We start from the raw sequence: 23,922 nt of genomic DNA, 5'->3' as shown, positions 1-23,922 counted from the left end.
GCGCGCGCGTCACACGACAATGTGAGCGTCAGACTTCGAGCCACGCGTCAGACCTCGAGCCATTCCTGGCGCACGGCGGCATTGGCCTTGAGCTCGTCCGGCGTCCCCTCGAACACGACGCGGCCGTGGCCCATGATGTAGACGCGCTTCGAGATCCGCATCGCGATCGAGAGCTTCTGCTCGACGAGCAGGATTGCGACGCCGGCCTGCGCGATGCGGGCGATGAGATCGCCGACCTGCTGCACGATCAGCGGGGCGAGACCTTCGGTCGGCTCGTCGATCATGATCAGGTCCGGATCGCCCATCAGCGTCCGGCAGGTGGTGAGCATCTGCTTCTCGCCGCCCGAAAGCACGCCCGCGGCCGTATCGGCGCGCGCGGCGAGATTGGGGAACATGTCGAGCATGTCCTGGAGCCGCCATTTGCCGGGACGGCGCGTGTCCTTGACGCCGAGCAGGAGGTTTTGGCGAACCGTCAGGCTCGGGAAGATATCGCGATGCTCAGGGACATAGCCGAGGCCGAGGCGCGCGATCTTGTGGCTCGGAAGGCCGGCGATGTCCTTGCCCTTGAAGCGGATCGTGCCCTGCGGCGCGACCTCGCCCATGATCGCCTTGACCGTGGTGGAGCGGCCGACGCCGTTGCGGCCGAGCAGGCTCACGACCTCACCTGCGGCGACATCGAGGTCGACGCCCTGGAGGATGTGGCTCTTGCCGTAATAGGCGTGGAGATCCCTGACCTCGAGCATCAGTGCGCTTCCTCGCCGAGATAGGCTTCCTTGACCTTCGGGTCGCGCCGAATCTCTTCCGGCGTGCCCGATGCGATGATGTGGCCGTAGACCAGCACGGAGATGCGATCGGCAAGGCCGAACACCACGCTCATGTCGTGCTCGACGATGACCAGGGTCTTGCCCTCGGTCAGCCGCCGGATCAGCGACACCGCGCGGTCGGTTTCGGCGTGGCTCATGCCGGCGGTCGGCTCGTCGAGCATGACGACCGTGGCCCCGCTCGCGATGGTGATGCCGATCTCGAGCTCGCGCTGCTCGGCGTAGGTGAGAAGGCCCGCCGGAACATCGCGGCGATGGGTGAGATGAATGTCGTCCAGGATCTGGGCCGTGCGCTCGCGCACTTCCGGCAGGCTGTCGACGTTCTTCCAGAAGGCGTAGCGATGCCCCGTCGCCCACAGCACGGCACAGCGGACGTTCTCCCAGACCGACATGCGGGCGAACACGTTGGTGACCTGGAACGAGCGCGACAGGCCGCGCCGGTTGATCTCGAACGGCCGCAGGCCGGAGATCACATCGCCGTTCAGCTTCACCTCGCCCGAGGTCGGCTTGATGTGGCCGCTGATCAGATTGAACGTCGTGGATTTCCCTGCGCCGTTCGGGCCGATGACGGCGTGACGCTCGCCTTTCGCGACGCTGAGGTTGAGGTCGCGGATGATGCCGACATTGCCGAAGCGTTTTTCGACGGCGCGGACTTCGATGGCTGCGCTTTTTCCGGGCACCGCTCCGCTCATGCCAGATACCGCTCCGCTCATGCCAGATACCCCCGGTCACGGGCGACCGTCGCAGCCCTGTCCCACGCGTCCGCGATCCTCCGCCAGGTCAGCCGCGCGACGAACGCGCCGCCGACGACGAGGACGGCTGCGGCAACCCACGTCACCGGGGATTTCGCATTGAAGGGAATGCCAAACAGGTTGATCGGGTCGCCGCCGGAATAGCGCGCGACCGTCTCGATGGTGAGGATGACGCCGCAGGCGAGCGCCACGGTCGGCACAACAGCGACGAGATAGGACGGGATCACCGTCCACAGCGTTCCGGCGCGAACCAGCGGCCGGTGCATCATCAACAGGCCGGCGATACCGCCCGGCGCGAACATCACGATGCCGATGAAGATGATGCCGAAATAGAGCTGCCAGACACTGGTGAGGCCTGTCAGCCCGAGCTGGAGATAGGTTACCAGGATCGCGCCGAGGATCGGCCCGAAGAAATAGGCGATGCCGCCGATGAAGGTGGAGAACAGCACCAGACCGGACTGGATCGCACCGAGCAGCGCGGAGTTCGCGATCTCGAAATTGATCGCGGTCAGTCCGCCGGCGACGCCCGCGAAGAACCCGGCAAAGCAATAAGCGAGATAGCGCACGACGTGAGGATCGTAGCCGATGAACTGGACACGCTCGGGATTGTCGCGGACGGCATTGCTGATCCGCCCCAGCGGCGTCCGCGTCAGCGCGTACATCGCAATCGCCGACAGCACCAGCCAGAACGCGATGACGTAATAGACCTGAACCTGCGGCCCGAACGACCAGCCGAACATCTTGGGCAACGCCGTGCGATCCGTTGTGATGCCGGCTTCGCCGCCGAACACCGAGCGCAGGATCAGCGAGGACGACGCCACCAATTCGCCGATGCCGAGCGAGATCATCGCGAACACGGTGCCGGCGCGCTTGGTCATGACCCAGCCGATGATGATCGCGAAGACGAGACCGCCGATCCCGCCGAACAGCGGAATGAACGGCAGCGGGATCGGCCAGCCGTGCGACACCACCGCATTCATCATGTGGCAGGCCGCGAAACCGCCAAGACCATAGTGAACGGCGTGACCGAACGACAGCAGGCCGGTCTGGCCGAGCAGGATGTTGTAGGAGAGCGCGAAGACGATCGCGATGCCGATCAGGCTGAAGGACGTCAGCGAGCCGCCGGAGGAGAAGATCAGCGGCAGGACGATCAGCGCGGCGATGCCGATCAGCCAGACGCCGTAGAAGCGCAGGCCGTCGCCGGCGGGCTTCGATGTCGAAATCGGTTTGGCGGTCATGACTCGCGCGTCCCCATCAGGCCCATGGGGCGAACGATCAGAATGAGCACCAGCAGCATATAGGGAACGATCGGCGCGACCTGCGCGATCGTGACGTTCCAGATGTCGGTGAGGACCGACGGTCCCGTCGACGGATCGAGCGGTCCGAACGCACTCGCCAGCGAGCCGTTCAGCGCCACCGCAAAAGTCTGCACCAGGCCGATGACGAGCGAGGCGATGAAAGCGCCCGGCAAGGAGCCGAGGCCACCGAACACGATGACGACGAACAGGATGGGCCCGAGTGCCGCGGCCATGTCCGACTGCGTCACCAGGGCCGGACCGGCAATGACGCCGGCAATGCCGGCGAGCGCGCTGCCGACACCGAACACCACCATGAACACGCGCCCGACATTGTGGCCGAGATGCCCGACCATATGCGGATGCGTCAGCGCCGCCTGCACGATCAGGCCGACGCGGGTGCGCTTGAGCACGACCAGCAGCGCCACGAAGATCACGACCGACACGGCCAGCATGAAGAGCTTGTAGGCGGGATAGTTGGTCGAGAAGATCGTGAAGGCCGGGAAGTCGAGCAGCGCCGGGACGCGATAGTCGACCGGGCTCTTGCCCCAGATCATCGACACGATTTCTTCGATCGCAAAAGCCAGACCGAAGGTCAGCAGCAATTCCGCGACATGGCCGTGCTTGTGGGTGTTGCGCAGGCCGTAGCGCTCCACCGCCATGCCGATGGCGCCGACCAGCAGCGGCGCCAGCACCAGCGCCGGCCAGAAGCCGATCCACTTGGTGAGCTGGAAGCCGAAGAAGGCGCCGAGCATGTAGAAGCTGGCATGTGCGAAGTTGAGCACGCCCATCATGCTGAAGATGACGGTCAGCCCGCTCGACAGCAGGAAGAGCAGCATGCCGAACAGCACGCCGTTCAGGGTCGAAATGACAATGAGTTCAAGCACAGCGCACTCGTCTCTGACCGGGGCCTGATGGCCCCGGTGAACATCGCCCAATCAAGAATAGTCCGGCCACCGCCTTCCCGCGACCGATGTCGGCCGCGGGAAAACGACGGATGTCGTGATTACGGCCGCGCCATCTTGCAGGTCGTGGAGACCATGGCCTGCGGCGTGTCGACCTTGGAGACGAGGTGCCAGCCCCAACCGGTGCTTTCCTCGTCGAACGGCTCGTTCTCGGTCAGCTTGCCGAAGGACGAAATGTAGATCGGCTGAAGGAACTGGTGGTCGTCCTTGCGCATGATGCCGGTGCCGCCGTCCAGAACCTCGAACTTCAGGTCCTCGAGCGCCGCCGCCACCTTCACAGGATCGATCGAGTTGGCCTTCTCGGCCGCCGCCTTGAACATGCGCATCTCGTTGACCGCACGCGGGTACCAGAGCGACAGATTGACCTTGGCGCGGAACGCCTTCTCGTAATCCATCGCGGCCTTGTTGCCGGAATTCGCAAAGCCTTCAGTGATCTGGAAGACCTGATGATCGAGACCGGTCTGCTTGACGGCAGTGGGGCCGCCGGCGCCGCCGGCATAATAGGTGTACCAGTTGACCTTCAGGCCGGCGTCAGCGGCAGCCTTGAGCAGCAGCGCGAAGTCCTGGCCCCAATTGCCGGTGACGACGCTGTCGGCGCCGGACGCCTTGATCTTGGCGATATAGGGCGAGAAATCGGTGACCTTCAGCAGCGGATGCAGCTCGTCGCCGACGATCTGGATGTCGGGCCGCTTGGCACCGAGCATCTTGCGCGCGTCGGAGCGGACGGACTGACCGAACGAATAGTCCTGGTTGATCAGGTACACCTTTTTGATCGAGGCGGTGTCCTTCATGTAGTTGGTGAGCGCCTCCATCTTGATGTCGGAGCTCGCATCCCAGCGGAAATGCCAGTAGCTGCACTTCTCGTTGGTCAGGCTGGGATCGACGGCGGCGTAGTTGAAGTACAGCACTTCCTTGCCGGGATTGCGCGTGTTGTTCTTGGTGACGAAATCCGACAGCGCCGCGCCGACGGATGAGCCGTTGCCTTGCGTGATGTAGTGGACCCCGGCGTCGATCGCCTTCTGGGCCTGCACCAGGCTCTCCTGCGGATTGGTCTTGTTGTCGAGCGGCACGATCTCGATCTTGTGGCCGAGAATGCCGCCCTTGGCGTTGAGCTCGTCGGCAAGATACTGGAATGTCTTCAGACCACCCTCGCCGACGCTGGCGCCACCGCCGGAGAGCGGATCGATGTAGCCGATCTTGAGAGTGTCCTCAGCCGACGCGGCATGACCGAGCATCGGGGCGATCACGGCAATGGCCAAAGTGAGCTTGCGCATTTTTTCGTTTCCTCGCTGGCTATCGACTTTAGTCGATGGGCTTTTTGCGCATGTTGCAGCGCAATTGCAGATCCCTAATGAGCAGAACGAACTTTGATTTTCAAGCTCGGCGAGACATGGCTCCGGCCATCGTTATGAAATGTGAAGGCGGCTGCCCGTCTCGCCGGCAGCTTTCCGCGACGAGGAATAGAACGCAAGCGGAAACTCGCCTGCGCGGGGCGCCCGACGACGCAGGTGTCGCAGCCGTCTACAGGCTGCGATAGTCCGCGATTCCCGACAGGTCTGGCGTGAATCCGAGCCCCGGTTCCTCGCCGAGGACGATCGTACCATCAGTGACATTGGCAACGGCACCGCAGAACCGGTCGCGCAGCGGATTGTCGTTGGCGTCGACCTCGAGCCAGCCGTCGCCGCCGATGCCCGCCAGCAGATGCGCCGAGGCGAGCAGTCCGATGCCGCCGCCGAGATAATGCGGGCAGAACGTCTTGCCCGCCTTCAGAATGTCGCGCGCCAGGCCAGCGCACGCGCTCAGCCCGCCCCATTTCGCGATGTCGGGCTGAACGACGCCGAGCACGTCTTCGGCCAGGACGTCCTTGAATCCCTCGACGCTCGAAATGTTCTCGCCGGCGGCAATCGGCATCGTCGCGCACGCCCGCAGCCTGCGCCATTCCTCGCGCCGCCGGTCGGCCCGGATGGGCTCCTCCAGCCAGCGCAGATCGAACGCGGCCAACCGCGGCAGCATCTCCAGCGCCTGATCGACCGACCAGCCCTGATTGGCATCGGCGGCGAGCATGCCCGCACCGACGATCGCGCGCAGCGCGGCCAGATTGGCGAGATCGGTCTCGGCACCGAAGCCGACCTTCAGCTTCAACGCGCGATGGCCACGCGCGAGCGCGGCTTCGGCCGTCTGCGCGGCGCCGCCCGGATTGATCCCGCTGGCATAGACCTTGATCCTGCGCGACTGCGCACCGAGAAGCCGCCACAGCGGCAAGCGCTGCCGACGCGCGGAGAGGTCCCACAGCGCGAGATCGATGCCCGAAATCGCCTGCGCGAACGGACCGGGCTCGCCGCATTGAAGCGCGAGCACCTCGGTGCCCTTGGTCAGAGCCTCGAAGGCCTGAGCAGGACCGTCGAACTTGCGCCCGACGAGGCCGGGCGCAAGCACTTCATTGACAAGCCGGGCACGGTGCTCGGCGCCCGGTGCAGGAAAGTTGGACCAGGCTTCACCCCACCCCTCGACACCGTCCTCGTCCATCGCGCGAACGAAGATGGCCGGGCGGGTGAGCATCTTGCCGAACGACGTCACCACCGGCGTCGCCAGGGGATAGCGATAGCAGAAGGCCTCGATCGAGCGGATGGTGAAGCTGCCTGTCGTCATATTGCAGGTCCTGCGACCGAGTTGAGACCACGCGGGACCGTTACCATCTCAGTAGACGCGCGCGAAGTCACCTTCCTGCTTGATATCAGCGAACGCCGGGAAGCGCGCCTTCCACGCCGTGCCCTTGGCCGTGGTCAGCTGATTGAGCCGTTCCAGCACCCCGAGGCCATCCTTGCGCAGGCTGGCCGACACCGCTGCGCGGTCCGGAAAGTTCTTCAGGACGGCATCCAGCCAGATGGTGCGGCCCGCCAGGAAGCCGCTTGCGCCTGCGGCATAGGAGTAGTCGAGCACGCGCTCGAATTTTTCAGGCGCAGCGCCGCCCGACAGCAACACCCAGGGGATGCTGCGTTCGCGGCAGATATCACCGATCGCATCGAACTCCTTCTGCGCGGCCTTTGCTGCCGCGCCGCCGTCACGCGCCGGCAGGCTGTTGGCTGCAAGCGGGCTCTCCAGCTTGAGAAGATCGACGCCGTATTCAGGCTTGGCGAATTCGCGCACGCTGTCGATGACGAGGCCCGGGAGCTTGCCGGGCGATTCCACGTAATCGGCCGTGTGATTGGCGCTGCCGAGGAACGGGTAGACCAGCAACTCGAGCACGTACGGGATATCGTGACGGGCGCAGTCTTCGCCGATTTCGCGCACGAAGCGCTTCTGGTGCTCGTTCACGGCGGCATCGGCGTCCGGCCTGTACCAGGCCAACACCTTGACGGCGTCGCCGCCCATCGCGCGGATCTTTTCCACGCTCCAATTGGTGATCGCGCGCGACTTGCGGCCGCCCGCGGTTTCCTCAACGCGGTGCTCTTCCAGCGTCATGATCAGGCCGCAGCGCGGCGGCAGCAGATCAATCGCGGCAGGCACTGCGAAGTTCGGGTCGAACAGCATCGAGCTGCAATGCGGCGCGAGGTTCTCGACCAGGAGACGCTTGGCCGCCGTGACGTCGGAATATTCGACCTGGTCCCGCGTGATCCCCTTCGCCTTCGCGATGGCATCGAACAATGGCGGCCGCTGATCCAGCGCGACCATGCGAAAATGGCCATCCGCGTCAGCAAGCCGTGCCAGGCCGCGGTTCTTTCCAATCGTTCTCATGGCTTCGTCCTCATGAATACAAGACACTCGTTGATATCGGGGATTCCGTTACGACCGCCGGCGTGGCGGCATTTCATGGCGGCCGTCGCCGCCGAGAACGCCATGGCGGCGCGCACGTCGAGGCCGGCGCCGATCGCGAGCGCATAGGCGCCGTGGAAGACGTCGCCCGCGCCTGTGGTGTCGACGACGTCGACGGCGTAGGCCGCCTGCCGGTGCAGCTGGCCGTTCTCGTACCAGCTCACGCCACCCTCGCCGCGCGTGACGGCGACGACGCGGCAGCCGAAACGCGCAAGGGCTGTGAGAGATTTATCTTCGGCCGAGCCGGCAAAGGCGGCGAGCGCGGGCTCGGAGAAGATGGCGTGGTCGGTCAAGGGCAGCAGCCGTTCGAATACCTCGGCATCGGCCATGTCGCCGTCGAGCACCGTCGGAATGCCGCGCGCCCGGGCTTCCCGGAACAGCGTCGCAGCTCCCTCCACCCAGCGCGGATCGGCCAGCACGGAGGAGGCGCGCGCGACGGCTTCGAGCGGAAGCCAGTCTGCGGTTTCCGGGTAAAGGCCACGGAAATTCACGATCTGCCGCTCGCCGGAGCTGTCGACGATGACCCCGGACACGGACGAGCGGCCATCGGGAAACAGCCGGAAATTCTCGACATCGACGCCTTCAGCCGTGAAGGCCGATTTCATCTCATGGCCGGCGGCGTCATTCCCTGCCCGCCCCCAGAACGCGATGGATGCGCCGAGCTTTGCCACGGCCACGCTCGCATTGGCGGCCATACCGCCGCCGAGCGTGCCGTACTCGACCGCCTTGATCTTCTCGCTTCCACCCGCGAACGGCCGATCGACGCGCCAGACCTGGTCGAGCGCGGACAGGCCGAGGCAGATCACGTGCACGGGCTTCGTGCCGGACGCGAGGTCGGCCAGCGCCGAGAGATCGTCGATGTTTGCCGACGCACTCACCGCAAGACCTGTCCGTTGGATGCAGCGAACAAATGCGTTTTGCCCGGCTGCGGACGCAGGCTTAGGCGATCGCCGACCTTCGGCCGCAGCGCCGGATCGACCCGCGCGATGGCGGAGCCGCCGGCGACATCGAAATGGATCAGCGTGTCCGAACCGAGCGGCTCGACCAGCTTGACGTTGATGGCGATGCCATCGGCAGCATCAGTGGCGATGGCAAAGTGTTCGGGGCGAATGCCCACCACGGCGTTGCCGGCCTTGCTCAGGCGGCCAGCGGTCTCGCCGTCCAGTGGCACCACCGTTCCGCCCTGCGACAGGATCGCGCGCTCCTGACGCCATTCGACCGGGAAGAAATTCATCGCGGGCGAGCCGATGAAGCCGGCGACGAACTGGTTGGCGGGCCGCTCGTAAACCGTCTCCGGTGTATCGTATTGCTGGATCGTGCCGCTCTGGAGCACGACGATCCGGTCGGCCATGGTCATGGCCTCGATCTGGTCATGTGTCACGAAGACCATGGTGGTCTTCAGCTCCTGCGACAGCGCCTTGATCTCCGCCCGCACCTGTCCGCGCAGCTTCGCATCGAGATTGGAGAGCGGCTCGTCGAACAAAAAGGCCTTGGGATTGCGTACGATGGCGCGGCCCATGGCGACGCGCTGGCGCTGGCCGCCGGACAACTCCTTCGGCTTGCGATCGAGATAGGGCTCGATGTGCAGCAGTGCGGCCGCACGCTTCACGCGGGCGTCGATCTCGGCCTTCGGCGTGCCCCGCAGCTCCAGCGCAAACGACATGTTGTCGTAGACTCGCATGTGCGGGTAGAGCGCGTAATCCTGGAACACCATGGCGATGTCGCGCTGCGCGGCCTGCACGCCGTTGACGCGCTTGTCGCCGATATAGAGATCGCCCGACGAAATCGGCTCGAGGCCCGCGATGACCCGCAGCAAGGTCGACTTGCCGCAGCCGGACGGGCCGACGAAGACCACGAACTCATGGTCCGCGATCTCCAGATTGAGATCGGGGATCACGGTGAAATTGCCGTAGCGTTTGGTGAGGTTGCGGATCGAGATCGAGGCCATGATCGCTCAGTCCAGCGCCAGCACGGGCTTGATCAGTTCGCCCTTGGCGAAGCGGGCGAAATTTTCGGGCAGAGCCTGTAGGCCGAACTCGCCGTCGACGAGGACGCGGTACTCGTCCTTGTATTTGCGCAGCAGCTCGACATTCGGCTCGAAATCCGAGACCGGGAAATAGAAGGTCCGGATCATGTAAAAATCCTTGCGGCGGAAGACCTTGCCTTCCTCGATGGTCCAGGGCGCGGCGTTCTCGCCGACCAGCACCAGCGCGCCGCGCGGCAGGACCAGCTCGATGCCGAGGTTGCGCGCCGCATGGGCGCCGGAGCATTCCATGATGAGGGCGAAGCGCTTCGAAGTGTCGCCGACGGGATGCGCCTTTGCGCCAAAGGACCGCGCGATCTTCAGCCGTGCCGCGTTGGGATCGGCAACGTGGATGTCGTCGTAGCCGAGCGCGCGGAGCGCCAGCACGACGCCAAGACCGACCGGCCCCGCGCCCATCACGAGGACCGGCCCGGCCTCATTCGGCGGCACGACGCGGCTGACGAAGCGCACGGCGTGGCCCGACGTGCCGATGGTGTCGAGTAGCAGCGGCGCAAGGCTGTCCTCGATATCGTCAGGCACCGGCAGCAAACAGTTTTCCGGCACCGGCACATATTCGGCATAACCGCCCGGCCTGTTCCAGCCGATCAGGCTGGAGACTTCCAGGCACATCTGGGTATCGCCGCGCTTGCAAGCGGCGCAGTGGCCGCAGTGCAAGGGGATATAGACGGCGCAGCGGCGACCGTGCAGGCGATGACCGGGCTGCTCGACCACGCCAAAGATCTCGTGGCCCGCAGTGAACTCGGCGCCCTTGTGCCAGAGCTTGAAGTCGGAGCCGCACAGCGCGGTGCGCGAGACGCGGACGAGCACTTCACCTGTGCCGACATTGGGCATCGCGATGCGCTCGATGGTGATGCGGTCATTGCCGTGGAAGACCGCGGCCTGCATGATCGAATTCGGACGGGGCGACACGTTCATTTCGATACCTAGCCTTTCACCGCACCGAGCGTCAGTCCGGACACCAGCCAGCGCTGAACCAGGGCCGCCAGCACCAGCGGCGGCAACGCGATCAGCGTCGCCGCAGCCATGAGGGCACCCCATTGCGTCGAGCCTTCGCCGATGAAGTTGAAGGCCGCCGCGATCAGCGTCTTGGTGTCGCCGTTGGAGAGCACCAGCGCAAACAGGAAGTAGTTCCACGAAAACACGAAGGCGAGGATCGCCGAAACGGCGACGCCTGATGCCACCAGCGGCAGCGCGATGCGCCAGAGGATGCGCGTGACGCTGCACCCATCCACCTGCGCCGCCTCGAACACGCTGCGCGGAATGCCGTCGAAGGACGGCAGCAGAACCCAGATCACGATCGGCAGCGTAATGACCGCATGGCTGAGGATCAGCGCAGTGTAGGAGCCGATCATGCCGATTTGCCGGAACATGACGTACCACGGCAGCAGGAACAGCGTGCCCGGCGCCATGCGCGCCGCCAGCGTCAGGATCGCCGGCCACGTAATTCGCGTCCAGGACACGGCGAACGCAGCAGGAATCCCGAACACCAGCCCCAGCGTGGTCGAGCCGACGGTGACGATGAGGCTGTTGAGCGCGTAGCTGAGGAACGGCGTGGTCCTGGTCAGCTCGACGTAGTTTTCCAGCGTCGGCGAGAAGCTCAGCGTCGGCGGATATGCGGTGACCTCGAACGACGGCTTGAACGAGGACAGCACCATCCAGACCGTCGGCGCCATGATGAGCACGCCGGCGAGCACGAGCTGCATCGTGTTGAGCCAGCGGATCCAGCGGTCGGTGTTGGCGGCATCGTTCATGACATCACCAGGCCACCGCGCCGCGGAGGCGATTGAAGGCGAGCACGGCACCGAACACGATCGCCGTCAGCGTCAGCATCAGGGCGCTGGCGTAGCCGAAGTTGAAGAATTCGAAGCCGACCCTGAAGCCGTAGATGTTGAGCGTGTTCGAGGCGTTGCCCGGGCCGCCCTGGGTCGTGATGTAAATGATGTCGAAGAAGCGCAGCAGATCGACGCTGCGCAGGATCGCCGCGGTGACGATGGTCGGCAGCAGCAGCGGCAGCGTGATGCGCTGGAAAGTCTTGAATGGAGACGCGCCGTCGATCTGCGCCGCCTCGTAGACGCTCGGCGGCAGGGATTGCAGGCCGCCCAGCACGATCAGGGCGACATAGGGCGTCCACTGCCAGCTGTCGATCAGAGCCACGGTCGGAATGACCCAGGTCGGCGAGGCCAGCCAGTCCGACGGCGGCAGGCCAAACGACTGGAGGATATAGTTGGCAGCACCGAGCGACGGATCGAGGATCACCAGCCACATCATGCCCGCCACCACCGGCGGCATCATGAAGGGCGAAATGAACAACGAGCGCACGATGCCCGGCAACCGCTTGGCGTGGAACAGCACCAGCGCCAGCCAGACGCCGAAGACAAGCTGCAGCACCAAGGACAGCACGAATAGCGCAATGGTGATCCACAGCCCGTGCCAGAATTCGTAATCGGAGATCAGCTTCGAATAATTGGCGAGGCCCGCGAAAGACTGCTTGCCGGTCGAGGAGAAGGTCTGGAAGCCGAGCCAGATCGTATAGACGACCGGAAACGCGATCATCGCGACCGTGAAGACCACGGCCGGCGCCGAGAGGGCCACCATCTCCAGCTTCTGCCGGTCCTGCGTCGATGTCGCAGCCGTAGCCGACATGAGTCCGTTTCCTTATCGTGAGGAGATGCCGGCAGGCAGCAAGCCTGCCGGCATGAGGCGGTTAGTTCAGCGCGATCAGCGCATCCAGCGCCTTGTCGGCATCCGCGCAAGCCTGATCGACGGTCTTCTGCTTCAGGATCAGATCCTGCACCGCCTGCCCGATGAACTCGCGCGATTGCGGATTGGCGACGATGGGATAGCCGACCTCGGAGGAGCCCTTCGTCGCGAGCACGTCGAGCGCGGCCTGCCATTCCTTGCGGACCGGCTCCTCGTCGATCCACTTGCGGTATTCAGGATCCTTGGCGACCGACGGACGCGGCGGGGCAATGCCCTGAAGCGCCATCTTCTTCTGCACCTCTGGGCTGGTCGCCCACTGCACGAAGTACCAGGCCGCATCCGGCTGCTTGCTGTGCGAGGACACTGCCATGCCCCAGCCAATCGTGGTCGGCACCTGGCCGGCATCGCCCGCCGGGAACGGCAGCAGGCCGGTGTCTTTCAAGCGCGCGCCGCCTTCCATCACCGTACGCAACTCGTTCGACGACTCAAACGCCATCGCGGCGCGGCCGCCGCGGTACAGCGCCGAAATCTGCTGGAAGCTGTAATTGACGACGCCAGGCGGTCCGAAATCGCGCAGCAGCCGGCTATAGGTGTCGAGCGCTTCCTTGCCCTTGGCCGAACAGAGGTTTGACTTGCCGTTTGCGATATAGCTGCCGCCGACATTGTGCAGCATGTTGCTGAAGGTATAGGCAATCGCGGGCTTGAGGCCGCGCGAGACGAACGGTGTCACGGTGCTGTCGCAGCTCTTGATCTTCTCGGCAGCGGCCTCGACGTCCTTGATCGTCTTCGGCGCCTCGAGGCCGCACTTCCTGAAGATGTCGGTGCGGTAATAGAAGATCGGGCCTTCGATGTTCATGGGCATGCTGGTCAGCTTGCCGCCGAAGGTCGCGGCCTTCAGCAGGGCCTGGCTCAATCCGTTGGGGTCGTATTCCCCGGCTACCTCGTTCTTGGCCATCGCGGTGAGATCGCCGTACCAGCCGGCGGCGGCGAACTGCTCGCCCTCGCGCGAGGGCAGCGTCATGAACACGTCCACCTCGTCGCTGTTCGCATTCATGACGGTCACCAGACGCTGGCGCATCTGCTGCTCCTGATAGCCATCGACCTTGAGGGTCATGCCGGTCAGCTTCTCGAAATCGGCCTTGTAGGTCAGCAGCGCCTGCGAGACCGGATTGTTGTTGGCGAGAAAGGTGATGGTCTTGCCCTTGAACTTCATCCAGTCGAAATCGGCGGCGTGCGCCTGCGCAGTCGCCGCAGCAATCGCGAGAACGGGCAACGCGACGTGGGTCGCGAGCATCCTGGCCTTCATCGAACTCTCCTCCCGGCTGGCCGCCTTAAGCTGGCGGACCATTTTGAAACGTTTGAGCAGCACTTGAAAACGGTTACAAAATAGACCTCACATCCGCCGTGTCAAGCGATGGACAAGCCGCGCAATCTGCGGCAGATTTGCGACATTGCCGCTACCATGCGGTTCGCTGCGCCCGATGTAACGTTACATTCATGAGACTGACCAACGCCAAGTCTGTGAAGCAGGGCATCCGCGCCGTGGCGGCCCGTGCCGGCGTCTCGACGGCATCGGTCTCGCGCGCCCTCAACAACCCCGACGCGGTGAGCCCTTCCTTGCGGGCGCGCATCGAGCAGGCCATCGACGCACTCGGCTACATTCCGCATGCGCCGGCACGCATCCTGTCGTCGCGTCGCTCCCGCACCCTGGGCGCGATCGTGCCGACGATCGACAACACGATGTTCGCACGCGGCATCGCCTCGCTGCAGCAATACCTGTCGTCGGTCGGATACATGCTGTTCCTTACGACGAGCGGCTACGATCTCGACGTCGAATTGCAGCAGGCGCGCAATCTGATCAGCCGCGGTGTCGACGGCCTCGTGCTGCGCGGCGATTGCCATCACGACGGATTGCGCAAGCTGCTGGCGGACAACGCGGTGCCCTTCATCAATGTCGGCATCTACCAGCCCGACCGGCCCTATCCTTGCGTCGGCACCGACAACGAAGCCGCCGCCCATCGCGCTGCCGCGCATGTCATCGAGCTCGGCCACCGCCGCATCGGGATCGTGTCGGCACTCCAGCGCAACAACGACCGCGCCAGCGCGCGCGTCGCCGGCTTTCGCCGCGCGCTCACCGAGAACGGACTCGAATTGCCTTCGCAATGGCATGTCGAGGTGCCCTATACGCTGGACGACGCCCGCGAAGCGGCGCGCTATCTCCTGGGGCTCAAGGATCGTCCCACAGCCGTCGTGTGCGGCAACGACGTGATCGCCTACGGCGTGCTGCTCGAAGCCGAGCGCAGCGGCTTTTCGGTGCCGCGCGACCTGTCGGTGGTCGGCTTCGACGACCTCGACTGGAGCCGGCATTTGCGGCCGAGCCTGACCACGATCCACGTACCGACCGGAGAAACCTGGCAGCGCGCCGGAGAATATCTGGTGCGCAGCCTCGCCGGCGAGCAAACCATCATGCATCGCGAGATCGACTTCTCGCTGGTCGTCCGCGAGTCGACGGCTGCGCCTCCGAAATCCCTGAAGTGAGACACTCCCGATGAATTCGAAATTTTCCCTCGCCCCCGGCTTCCATGCCGTCGTAATCGGCGGCGCCGGCGACATTGGTGCCGCCATCAGCAATCAATTCTGCGATCTGGGTGCGACAGTGACAGCAACGGGTGCGAACGAGGCCGATCTTGCCCGCACCCTCCTCAAGCCGCGCGCGGGCCTCACGCTCGCGACGCTCGATGTCACCGATGACGCGGCCGTCACGTCCTTCGCCCGGAAACACAGTCGCGTCGACGCGCTGATCAATTGCGCCGGCATTCTTGCGCGCGACAAGGAATTCGAGATCGAGACCTTCATGAAGGTGCTCGACGTCAATCTCACCGGCACGTTCCGGACCTGCATGGCCTTCCATCCCCTGCTCGCGGAGCAGACAGGATCGATCGTCAACATCGCTTCGATGAACGCGATGCTGGCGCTGCCGCGGATTCCCGCCTATTGCGCCAGCAAGGGCGGTGTCGTGATGCTGACCAAGGCGCTGGCTTTGAAGTGGGCCGAAGAAGGCATCCGCATCAACGCGGTCGCGCCCGGCTACATCGAAACCACGATCAACGCCGCCGGCCGCAGCGACCTTGCGCATTATCAGCGCATCGCCGACCGCACCGCCTTCAAGCGCTGGGGCCAGCCGGAGGACATTGCCGGCGCGGTCGCCTTCCTCTGCATGCCGGCCTCGCAATACGCGACCGGTACGGTGGTTGCCATCGATGGCGGGTTTCTGGCGGGGTAGCGCGCGGGCCTACACGCCCAGCGCCTTGCGGTTGAACGTCCGCAGGAAGCGCAGCGACAACGTCCGCACATTCGCGACGTTGAGCAGCCAGGCCGCAGCGGCGTAAGCAACCCCGCCCACGGAGCTGACGACCATCAACGCCACGATACCGGTACCGCCGGCTTGCGTCCGCGCAATGAGGATAGCGCCCGCCATCGCCGCAGCCGAAGCCGCAACGCCGGCGACGCGGTTGACGTCGAACGGCACGGGATGGGCGCGGTGCATCAGGGTGACGGCGACGACGAAGCCGAGCGCTTCGGTGGCGAGGGTGGCGAGCGCCGCGCCGTAAAGGCCGTAGCCGGCGACCAGCGCGAACATCAGTGCCACGCTCAGAACGAGCGTGAGGAACGACTGCGCCGCCAGCATGAACGGCCGTTCGGCGAGCTGGAAGCTGATCTGCACATAGAATTGATTGGCGATGCCGAAGAAGCGCGCGAGCACCAGCGTCGGCAGCAGCGCCGACACGCCGGCGCGGAAATCGACACCGACGAGCGTGCCCGCGACCTGGTCGGCCGCGAGTGCGAGCCAGACGGCGACGGGTGCGACGACGACGAGCAGCAATTCGAGGCTCTCGCTCAGCCGCTCCCGCGTTGTCTCGTTGTTCTTCTCCGACAACGAGCGGAACACCAGCGGCACGGTCGCGGCGGCGACGCTGGAGGCGATCATGACCATGAACTGGCGCGGCAGATCGGCGGCGACGCCGAAAATGCCGGCGGCGTCCTTGCCGAGCAAATAAGCGACAATCAGCCGGTCGCAGGCCGAATAGACCGCAACGGACAATCCGGCCAGCGTCAGCGGCAGGCCGTAGCGCGCCAACTGCATGAACTGGCTTCGCTCGAAGCGCGCGATCCCGGTGCGATCGCCGACGAGATTGAGAATGATGCCGGTGAGCGAGCCCAGGCCGAACGCGGCAAGCAGTCCCAACCCGCCCCAGCCGAGCCAGATGCCCAGCAGGCCAAAGCCGACGCTCGACACGCTGCGGACGATCGAGATCGCCGCGAACCTGTAGGGGCGCAATTTGGCGCGTTCGAATTCCTGGCCGACATCGACGGCATTGGCCATGATCGCGACGAACATGCTGGCGAGCAGCAGCTCGACACTGAGGTCGCTGCGGAACAGAAAGACCAGCGGCGTGGTGGCGCAGAGCACCGCGGCCGTCAGCCCGAAGGCGACCAACGCCGTGCCGCGAAAATCCACCTCCGCCGACATCGCCTGATAGCGGGACACCGACAGCTTGATCCAGGCGAAGAAGATCGCCCCCAATATGCCGGCAAGGCTGATGCCAACGACATAGACGCCATACTCGGCCGGCGTCAGAAGCCGTGTGTAGGCCGTGACCGCGAAGAAACCTACCGCTGCGGGCAGGATGTAGGCGACCAGATAAATCGAGAAATGGCGGTTCAGCATGCGAGCACAGGACCGGCAACGGTGTTGCGATGGTGACGGCCGTTAATCAATGACCTTGGCGGGGCGAACGAACTGCGCCGCAGCATCTGTCAAGAGTGTCACATAAGTCTGCAGATCGGGCGGCGAATGAGGCTGAGAGGCCGCTTTCGCGCGTTAGCGTTAAATTTGCCCTTTCCCTGGAGCGCTTCCTGCGATCACGGCACGAAACCCTGGTCCAGACTGGAACAGCGATGCAGCGCCACGCGCGTCGACGCACCGGACATCCGCAAAGGTTAACCCAACGACAGGAAACTCCGGCGTCGCAGGGCGCCGCTTGGTACGATGGCGCGTTGGTTCCAAAAGGAACGTCCCACCGTGACCAGGCTCGACAGACGCGAATTTCTCCTCGGCGGCGCCGCAGCACTCGCGGCGGGGGCAACGGCCTCTGCCGCGCCGGCATCGAAACTCGCGCAGCGCCGTCCGGGCTTTGGCGCTGCGGCGACGCTCTGGGACCTGCAAGCCGATCCCAGGCTCGGCGAAGCCATCAGCACCTATTGCACCCAGGTGGTGCCGGTGCTCGAGCTGAAATGGCCGATGCTGCGGCCCAACGCGCACACCTTCAATTTCGAGCGCGCGGACGCCATCCTGGATTTCGCGCGGGAGAACGACCTGACGATGCGCGGCCACGCGCTCGCCTGGTATCACGACATTCCGGACTGGGCCAAGCAGATCAAGGACACCAAGGGCGTCGAGCGCGCGTACGTCGACCACATCGGCACCGTCGTGTCCTATTACAAGGACAAGCTGACGTCATGGGACGTCGTCAACGAGCCGATCCCTGATAATCCCAAGAAGGTCACCGACCGGCGCGATACGTTCTGGACGCAGCATCTCGGCAACAGCTGGATTCCGCTGGCCTTCCGCACCGCGGCCGCGGCCGATCCCTTCGTCAAGCTCGCGATCAACGAATATGACATCGAGTCGGCGAAGGACTCGTTCATCGCCAAGCGCGCGGCGTACCGCAACCTGATCATGGACCTGCTCGACCAGGGCGTGCCGCTGCACGCCGTGGGCCTGCAATCGCATCTGCACGCCGAGCTCGAGATCGACACGCATGGGCTCGCCGAATTCGTCACCGAGCTGCGCTCCTGGGGCCTCGAGGTGCTCGTCACCGAGCTCGATGTCGACGACCAGAAGCTGACGGGCAATCCGGCAGAGCGCGACGCCATCGTCGCCAAGCGCGTCGACGATCTCCTGACCGCGATCTCGACCAGCGGCCCGGCCCGCTCGATCCTGACCTGGGGCCTCTCGGATCGCTATAGCTGGATCAACGGCACCTTCGCCCGCGCGGACAAGCAGCCGAACCGCCCGTTGCCGCTCGACGGCGAGTTCAAGCCGAAGCCGTTCATGGACGTCATCAGCAAATTCACGAGCGCCTGAGACGCGGCCTTAGCGCGTCTTCGCCGGCACTTCGAATTCGGCCGCATCACCCATATCTTCAGGAGACAGGCTCGGGCTGCGTCGATCCCGCGAGCTAAGGCGGAACACGTCGCGGATGTCGTCGATCGAGGTCGACGAATAGGACTGGATGCAGAGCGCGACCTGTTCAGGCGAGGCCGCGCGCATCATCGCTTCGATGGCGGGACGGTCGAGCGGCGTGTCGTCCCAATGCGAGACCGCGATGCTGTCTTCGGTGACCCGATGGGTCGCCAGATGCGCGGCCGAGTTCGCGACGAAGTGTCCGTACATCAGATATTCCGAGAACTTCTTCTTCCGGCACAGTGCCAGAACCCAGTTCAACCCCGTCGCCGACTTGATGGCATCGGTCATCGCGCGCGCGGTATCCCTATCCCAGACAAGTGCGTTACCGACATAGTCGTCGGCCGGGAACGAGCGCTCCTTGATACCGAGAAGCTGATCGACAGTGCGCAGCCACAGCCCGTGCAACGGGTGGTCAGCGCCGATGTCCTTCGGGGTGACGAACAGCGGCGTCTTCTCGGCGCCGGCATATTGGCCGACGTCGAATTCACGGAAGAACAGATTGTCCGAATCCAGGATGCAGACGCGCTGCTCCGGCGCGTTGAGGACGCCGGCGATCTTCAGGATCTGCTGGATGTGCCAGCCATGCACCGGCGATGACAGCAGCGACAGCCAGACCCGGCGCTTGCTGAGGAACTGAAGCGCCGGCGGCAGCGCCCAGAGCCATTTCGGTAGATAATTCGAGGCCGGAACGATGACGCGCTTGTCGGAGGCGAACCGCGCGAACAGCGGCACGTCCTCATCGTTAACGAGAACATAATGCCGCGTGTATCCCGAGAGCCAGGTGTCGATGCTCTCGCTGAGCAACGAAAAGCGCTCGATATCCTTGGCGTAGCTGGCGGTCAGCAAGGCAACGGAATGCATGGAGCGCGCTCAAATGGCCATCAAGCCGCACTCATAGCCGCACCGCGAGATGCTGGAAACTCACAAACGGAATCAAGGTAAAACGAAACGAAGCATTAGCCATCCGACGGCAGCCCCTGCTCGATACCGCGAAAACGCAGCGGCGCCAGCGCGGAGGCGCGCTGCCACCAGTCGGCGACGCGGTCGTCGAGTGCGGTCACACCGCGACCCCGGCCGGGGAAGATCCGGATCTGCTGCACCGCCTCGGCCTCGAACCCCCTGCCCTTGCGCGTGATCTTGAGGGCGGCGCCCTCGCGGTCGCGCTGCGTCAGCGGCGCTAGGAGGCGGCCGCGCGGACGCAGCGACTGAAGCCAGAGCGGATGCGGGTGCGGGAAGCCGGCATGCACGATGATCACGTCGGCCGGCTCGCCGACCTCCTCGCATCCATCGCCATGCACGACCTCGACGTTGCGATAGGGGCGAAGGTAATTCGCGGCACGCGCCGCAAGCCGCCCGTCGCATTCGATTGCATGCACCCGGCCTTTGGGCCCCACGATCTTCGACAACACCGCCGAAAAATAGCCGAGACCGCAGCCGATCTGGACCACGCGGTCCTTCTCCCCGACGTCGAGCAGATCGATGAAGTGCGCCCACAGGCTCGGCAGCCCGGTGTCGAGCTTGCGGCGCGCATCGATCGCGACCAGCACATTGTCGTAGAGACGAACGGGATCGGCATCCGGCGTCAACCGGTAGCTGCGCGCCGCCTCGCTCTTGATGCGCCAGGGTCCCTTCGCCAGAAAATCCTCGCGCGGGATGGCGGCGAGCGCGTCGAGCAGGCGTGGTGAGGAGATCCGCTCTCGCTTCGCAATCAACTCGACGTAGCGCGCACGCGCGGCGGCAAGATCGCTCATTTCACCGCATCGGCCCGTTCACGGACGGGCACGTCTCCGCCGAGCTCGTTGAGGAGCTGCATCGCCTGCTTCAGGTCCGGGGTGTAAAAGCCCTCGCTGAACTTGCCGAGGATCGGCAAAAGCAGGAGGCTTGCCTGCTCCCGCTTGCCGGCTTGGTGCGACAGCCGCGCAAGGCTGACGGCGGTCCGAAGCTCCCATGACAGCGCGCCCTGCTTGCGCGCAGTCTCCAGCGACAGGGCGAACAGGTCCTCGGCCTCCTGCACCGATGCCGGATCACCATCCGACATCGTGATCTCGCCCTGCAGGCGATAGACCTCGGCGAGATAGGAGTGATCGCCGGTCCGTCTCGCGGTCGCGAGCGCGCCGTCCAGCGCGCGCAAGGCGGCGTCGCGCATCCCGACCTTGGCATAGGCTTCCGCCAGCAGGCAGCGGAACCAGCAGCCGGCGAGCCAGGAATCCATCGCCTCGTATTCGTCGAGGCCGAAGCGCATCTGGCTGAGACCTTCGTCGGCCTCGCCGAGCTGGGCCAGCGCCCAGCCGCGCAGGATCGCCGCCTGCTGCTTCCAGTGCAGGAAATTGTGCTCGGTGGCGATGATCATGGCGCGGTTGGCGTGGTCGCGCGTGCCCTCGACGTCGCGCAAATGCTGGCACAGATAGGCGCCGAACACGAGCGCGAAGGCGAGCGTGAAGGGATGGCGGATCTTCTCGGCATTCGCGATCGCCTGCTCGCTGTGCTGGCGCGCCGCGTCGGGCCGGCCGAGGAACCAGAGGAGATAGCCGAGATAGGACAGCGAAACGACGCCGGGATCGGTACCGTGCCGTTCCATCAGATCGGAGTGCAGATCGGGACTATAGAGGTTGATGCAGCGGTGCAGATGATGCTGGGAGGCGGCGAAACGGCCGCGATAGAGCATCGTCATCGCGATCGAGCGGTGCGCCTCGATCAGATATCCGGTCTGCTGCGCCGGCTGCGTGCGCTCGTTCAGCCGCTCGCGCTTGGCAAACTTCAACAGCTCGACGCTGAGATCGTGCGCGCGGCTGAGATCGGCACGGATGAAATGGCAGACCCAGAGCCCACGCGTGGCGGCGAAGGCCTTCTCGTCGTCGTCGAGCTGTTGACCGAGCTCGAGCGCGCGGATGTAGTTCTCCTCGACCTCCTGCACGGCGTAGCCCTTGGCGGCAATCAATGCGTTGCCGAGCGCGATGCGCAGCTCCAGCTCCATCTCGTCGGCGCCCTGCATGCGCGCATTGGCCTGCACGACGCTCAAGCCCCGGCGCAAATGCCCGATCGCCTCCAGATTGGCGCCGCTCTTGGCCGCCTGCTTGCCTGCCTTGAGCCAGAAGCTGGCGGCACCCTCGCTCTGGCCGGATTCGGTGAGGTGATGGGCGAGCAGCTCCGGCTCGCGCTCGGTCTTCTCCGGATACATTTCGGCGAGCACCTGCGCGATCCGCGAATGCAGCTTGCGCCGCTCGCTGTGCAGCAGGCTGTCGTGCGCGGCGTTCTGGATCATCACGTGCTTGAAGGAGTAGAGCGCGCCGGGAGGATGGCCGCGGCGCATGATCAACCCGGCCTCCTCCAGATGATTGAGCGCGGCCTCGATCTGCTCCGCCGGCGTGTTGGCGACCGCGTGCAGCGTCTCGTAGGAGAACTCGCGACCGATGGTGGCGCCGATCTGCGCGATTCGCTTGAACGGCCCCATCCGGTCCAGCCGCGCCATCAGCGAGTCGGTGAGGGTCGCCGGGATCGCGAGCTGCCGCCATGGGCCCGACAGCACGTAGCGCCCGTGCCGCTCGGTCAGGAGGTTGGATTCGAGAACGGTCTTGGTCAGCTCTTCCAGGAACAGCGGCACGCCGTCGGTCTTGACGATGATCTCCTCGACCACCTCCTTGGGAAGCTCGCGGCCCGCGACGCGCTCGACCAGCGTCGTGCGCAGCTGCCGGCTCAGGCGGTTCAGCACCAGCGTGGTGATGTGCGAATGCGCGCTCCAGCTCGGCTGGAATTCGGAGCGCGCAGTGATGATGACAAGGACCGGCTGGTTTTGCACGCGGTCAACGAGGAGGTCGATCACCTCGCGGGAGGTTGGATCGATCCAGTGCAGATCCTCAAGCGCGATCACCAGCGGCATGTCGCGGGCAAGGCCGAGGAAATGATTGACCAGCGCCGCGACGGTCGCATCCTTCTGCTGCTGCGGCGACAGGTCGAGCGGCGGATAGCGGTCTCCGGTCGGGATCGACAGCAGCGCGGCAAACAGCGGCGTGACCTGCTCGATGTCGCCATGGGCGGCGGCGATCGCGGTCTCCAGACCCGCCAGCGACGTCGCGGACGGATCCTCGCGGTCGAGGCCGAGCGAGAATTTGAGCTGCTCGGAGAACGGATAGAACGCCGTGGAAGTGTAATAGGGCGAGCACTGGAACGAGACGTGTCCATGGCGGTCGCCCGCGATCCGGTCGAATATCTCCTGGATGATGCGCGACTTGCCGATGCCGGGCTCGCCGAACTTGACCACGACCTGGCCGTCGCCGTCCTTGACCTGCTGCCAGCGCCCCATCAGCAGCGCGATCTCCTCCTCGCGGTTGACGAGCGGCGTCAACCGCCCGCCCATGGCAGCGGCGAAGCGGGTCTCCGCCCGCGAGGCGCGCACCACGTGCCAAGCCTGCGTCTTCTCCGAGATGCCTTTCAGCGCATGGACACCGAGATTGCGGTAGTCGAACTTGCCCTTCAGCAGCGACTGTGTCGAGGACGAGATCACGACGCCGTTGGGCGGCGCCAGACCTTGCAGGCGTGCGGCGAGATTGACGGTTTCTCCGACCGCGGAATCGCGCTCCTCGGTGCCTTGGCCAACGAGGTCGCCGACCACGACGAGACCGGTTGCGATCCCGATGCGGACGGCGGGGGCGTGGCTCAGCGCACCGCGCGGCTCGATCGCGCGCGCAGTCGACAGCACCCGCACGATCTCGAGCCCGGCGCGCACCGATCGCTCGGCATCGTCCTCATGCGCGGTCGGATAGCCGAAATAGACAAGGATACCGTCGCCGACGAAGCGCGCGGCAAACCCCTCGTAATGTTTCACCACCCGGACGCAGGTCTCGCGAAAGCTCGCGATCATGTCGCGCACGTCTTCCGGATCGAATTGCACCGACAGCGAGGTGGAATCCACCATGTCGCAGAACATGGTGGTGAGCTGACGCCGTTCGGCACCGACTTCCGTCCGGGCTTGCGGGCGCGCGGCCGCATCGGGCTTCTCTGCGGTCTCGGCGTGGAATAGCGCCGACATCGCGCGCTGAAGCCGCTTGCGGTCGCCGAGCGGCAATCCTAGCTCGACCAGGTCGGATTCCGTCAGGTCCCCCATGACATCGAGATCGAGGCGGTGCTGCGCGAAGAGATCGGTGTAATGTCCAAGACCGACGCCTTCGAGCCAGCGCTTCAAGCCGCCTTCAGTCTCCGTAACAGGCTCATTCTCCAGCATGGTGATTCTGCCCGACCTTAACTCCGTCGAAGGGCTTTAGGCCCCTCAACCACAGATTTTGGGG

The 23,922-nt window shown here is 64.9% G+C and carries 20 protein-coding genes; 3 read left to right on the top strand and 17 right to left on the bottom strand.

Translation table 11 applies throughout. The annotated features are described in order from the left end of the window. Positions 1-47: 47 nt before the first annotated feature. From AC5ZFO_RS31560 to AC5ZFO_RS31500, 13 genes are all read right to left on the bottom strand, one after another. On the bottom strand, positions 48-743 hold the full coding sequence (locus tag AC5ZFO_RS31560) for an ABC transporter ATP-binding protein (protein WP_282524516.1): 696 nt from the start codon (positions 741-743) through the stop codon (positions 48-50). Next, positions 743-1,513 (bottom strand): ABC transporter ATP-binding protein, encoded by a 771-nt coding sequence (locus AC5ZFO_RS31555; RefSeq protein WP_063985356.1) that lies wholly within the window; start codon positions 1,511-1,513, stop codon positions 743-745. Before AC5ZFO_RS31555 ends, AC5ZFO_RS31560 begins: the two co-directional genes overlap by 1 nt. A gap of 17 nt (positions 1,514-1,530) precedes the next feature. Further along, entirely contained in the window at positions 1,531-2,811 is a 1,281-nt protein-coding gene (locus AC5ZFO_RS31550; RefSeq protein WP_282524517.1) for a branched-chain amino acid ABC transporter permease, read from the bottom strand. Continuing rightward, complete coding sequence (locus tag AC5ZFO_RS31545; RefSeq protein WP_166349822.1) at positions 2,808-3,755, bottom strand: branched-chain amino acid ABC transporter permease; 948 nt, start codon at positions 3,753-3,755, stop codon at positions 2,808-2,810. Before AC5ZFO_RS31545 ends, AC5ZFO_RS31550 begins: the two co-directional genes overlap by 4 nt. A gap of 119 nt (positions 3,756-3,874) precedes the next feature. After that, complete coding sequence (locus tag AC5ZFO_RS31540) at positions 3,875-5,107, bottom strand: branched-chain amino acid ABC transporter substrate-binding protein (protein WP_282524519.1); 1,233 nt, start codon at positions 5,105-5,107, stop codon at positions 3,875-3,877. A gap of 247 nt (positions 5,108-5,354) precedes the next feature. Continuing rightward, complete coding sequence (locus AC5ZFO_RS31535; protein ID WP_282524520.1) at positions 5,355-6,482, bottom strand: mandelate racemase/muconate lactonizing enzyme family protein; 1,128 nt, start codon at positions 6,480-6,482, stop codon at positions 5,355-5,357. Positions 6,483-6,530: 48 nt separating this feature from the next. Next, entirely contained in the window at positions 6,531-7,568 is a 1,038-nt protein-coding gene (locus AC5ZFO_RS31530; protein ID WP_282524521.1) for a tagatose 1,6-diphosphate aldolase, read from the bottom strand. Then, complete coding sequence (locus AC5ZFO_RS31525) at positions 7,565-8,524, bottom strand: sugar kinase (protein WP_282524522.1); 960 nt, start codon at positions 8,522-8,524, stop codon at positions 7,565-7,567. The genes AC5ZFO_RS31530 and AC5ZFO_RS31525 overlap by 4 nt, the downstream gene beginning before the upstream one ends. Further along, positions 8,521-9,594 carry an ABC transporter ATP-binding protein gene (locus tag AC5ZFO_RS31520; protein WP_282524523.1) on the bottom strand — a complete coding sequence of 358 codons (1,074 nt, stop codon included), beginning with the start codon at positions 9,592-9,594 and terminating at the stop codon, positions 8,521-8,523. The genes AC5ZFO_RS31525 and AC5ZFO_RS31520 overlap by 4 nt, the downstream gene beginning before the upstream one ends. Before the next feature lie 6 nt (positions 9,595-9,600). After that, the gene (locus tag AC5ZFO_RS31515; protein WP_282524524.1) at positions 9,601-10,605 is read right to left on the bottom strand and encodes a zinc-dependent alcohol dehydrogenase family protein; all 1,005 of its coding nucleotides are present in this window, start codon (positions 10,603-10,605) and stop codon (positions 9,601-9,603) included. 8 nt (positions 10,606-10,613) lie between these two features. Then, positions 10,614-11,441, bottom strand: coding sequence for a carbohydrate ABC transporter permease (locus AC5ZFO_RS31510; protein WP_282524525.1), 828 nt, complete (start codon positions 11,439-11,441; stop codon positions 10,614-10,616). A gap of 4 nt (positions 11,442-11,445) precedes the next feature. Then, entirely contained in the window at positions 11,446-12,333 is an 888-nt protein-coding gene (locus AC5ZFO_RS31505; RefSeq protein ID WP_282524526.1) for a carbohydrate ABC transporter permease, read from the bottom strand. Positions 12,334-12,394: 61 nt separating this feature from the next. After that, a complete protein-coding gene (locus AC5ZFO_RS31500; protein ID WP_282524527.1) occupies positions 12,395-13,696 on the bottom strand; it encodes an ABC transporter substrate-binding protein in 1,302 nt (433 codons plus the stop codon). Positions 13,697-13,887: 191 nt separating this feature from the next. Between AC5ZFO_RS31500 and AC5ZFO_RS31495 the strand changes: the two genes are divergently transcribed. Beyond that, positions 13,888-14,928, top strand: a complete 1,041-nt coding sequence (locus AC5ZFO_RS31495; protein ID WP_282524528.1) for a LacI family DNA-binding transcriptional regulator — start codon at positions 13,888-13,890, stop codon at positions 14,926-14,928. Positions 14,929-14,938: 10 nt separating this feature from the next. Further along, a complete protein-coding gene (locus AC5ZFO_RS31490; protein WP_282524529.1) occupies positions 14,939-15,673 on the top strand; it encodes an SDR family NAD(P)-dependent oxidoreductase in 735 nt (244 codons plus the stop codon). Positions 15,674-15,682: 9 nt separating this feature from the next. On the opposite strand, the gene AC5ZFO_RS31485 is transcribed toward AC5ZFO_RS31490, so the two are convergent. Further along, complete coding sequence (locus tag AC5ZFO_RS31485; RefSeq protein ID WP_282524530.1) at positions 15,683-17,119, bottom strand: lipopolysaccharide biosynthesis protein; 1,437 nt, start codon at positions 17,117-17,119, stop codon at positions 15,683-15,685. A 354-nt stretch (positions 17,120-17,473) separates the two neighbouring features. Here AC5ZFO_RS31485 and AC5ZFO_RS31480 point away from each other — a divergent pair, with 354 nt between their 5' ends. Next, positions 17,474-18,538 carry an endo-1,4-beta-xylanase gene (locus AC5ZFO_RS31480; RefSeq protein ID WP_282524531.1) on the top strand — a complete coding sequence of 355 codons (1,065 nt, stop codon included), beginning with the start codon at positions 17,474-17,476 and terminating at the stop codon, positions 18,536-18,538. 9 nt (positions 18,539-18,547) lie between these two features. On the opposite strand, the gene AC5ZFO_RS31475 is transcribed toward AC5ZFO_RS31480, so the two are convergent. The 3 genes from AC5ZFO_RS31475 to AC5ZFO_RS31465 all read right to left on the bottom strand — a co-directional run bounded on the left by AC5ZFO_RS31475 (position 18,548) and on the right by AC5ZFO_RS31465 (position 23,858). After that, positions 18,548-19,501, bottom strand: a complete 954-nt coding sequence (locus tag AC5ZFO_RS31475) for a DUF6492 family protein (protein WP_282524532.1) — start codon at positions 19,499-19,501, stop codon at positions 18,548-18,550. A gap of 95 nt (positions 19,502-19,596) precedes the next feature. Beyond that, on the bottom strand, positions 19,597-20,391 hold the full coding sequence (locus tag AC5ZFO_RS31470) for a protein-L-isoaspartate O-methyltransferase family protein (RefSeq protein ID WP_282524533.1): 795 nt from the start codon (positions 20,389-20,391) through the stop codon (positions 19,597-19,599). Further along, the gene (locus AC5ZFO_RS31465) at positions 20,388-23,858 is read right to left on the bottom strand and encodes an ATP-binding protein (protein WP_282524534.1); all 3,471 of its coding nucleotides are present in this window, start codon (positions 23,856-23,858) and stop codon (positions 20,388-20,390) included. The genes AC5ZFO_RS31470 and AC5ZFO_RS31465 overlap by 4 nt, the downstream gene beginning before the upstream one ends. Positions 23,859-23,922: the final 64 nt, after the last annotated feature.

Source organism: Bradyrhizobium sp. Unk1, assembly GCF_059512345.1.
This window is presented reverse-complemented; position numbering and strand designations above follow the sequence as displayed.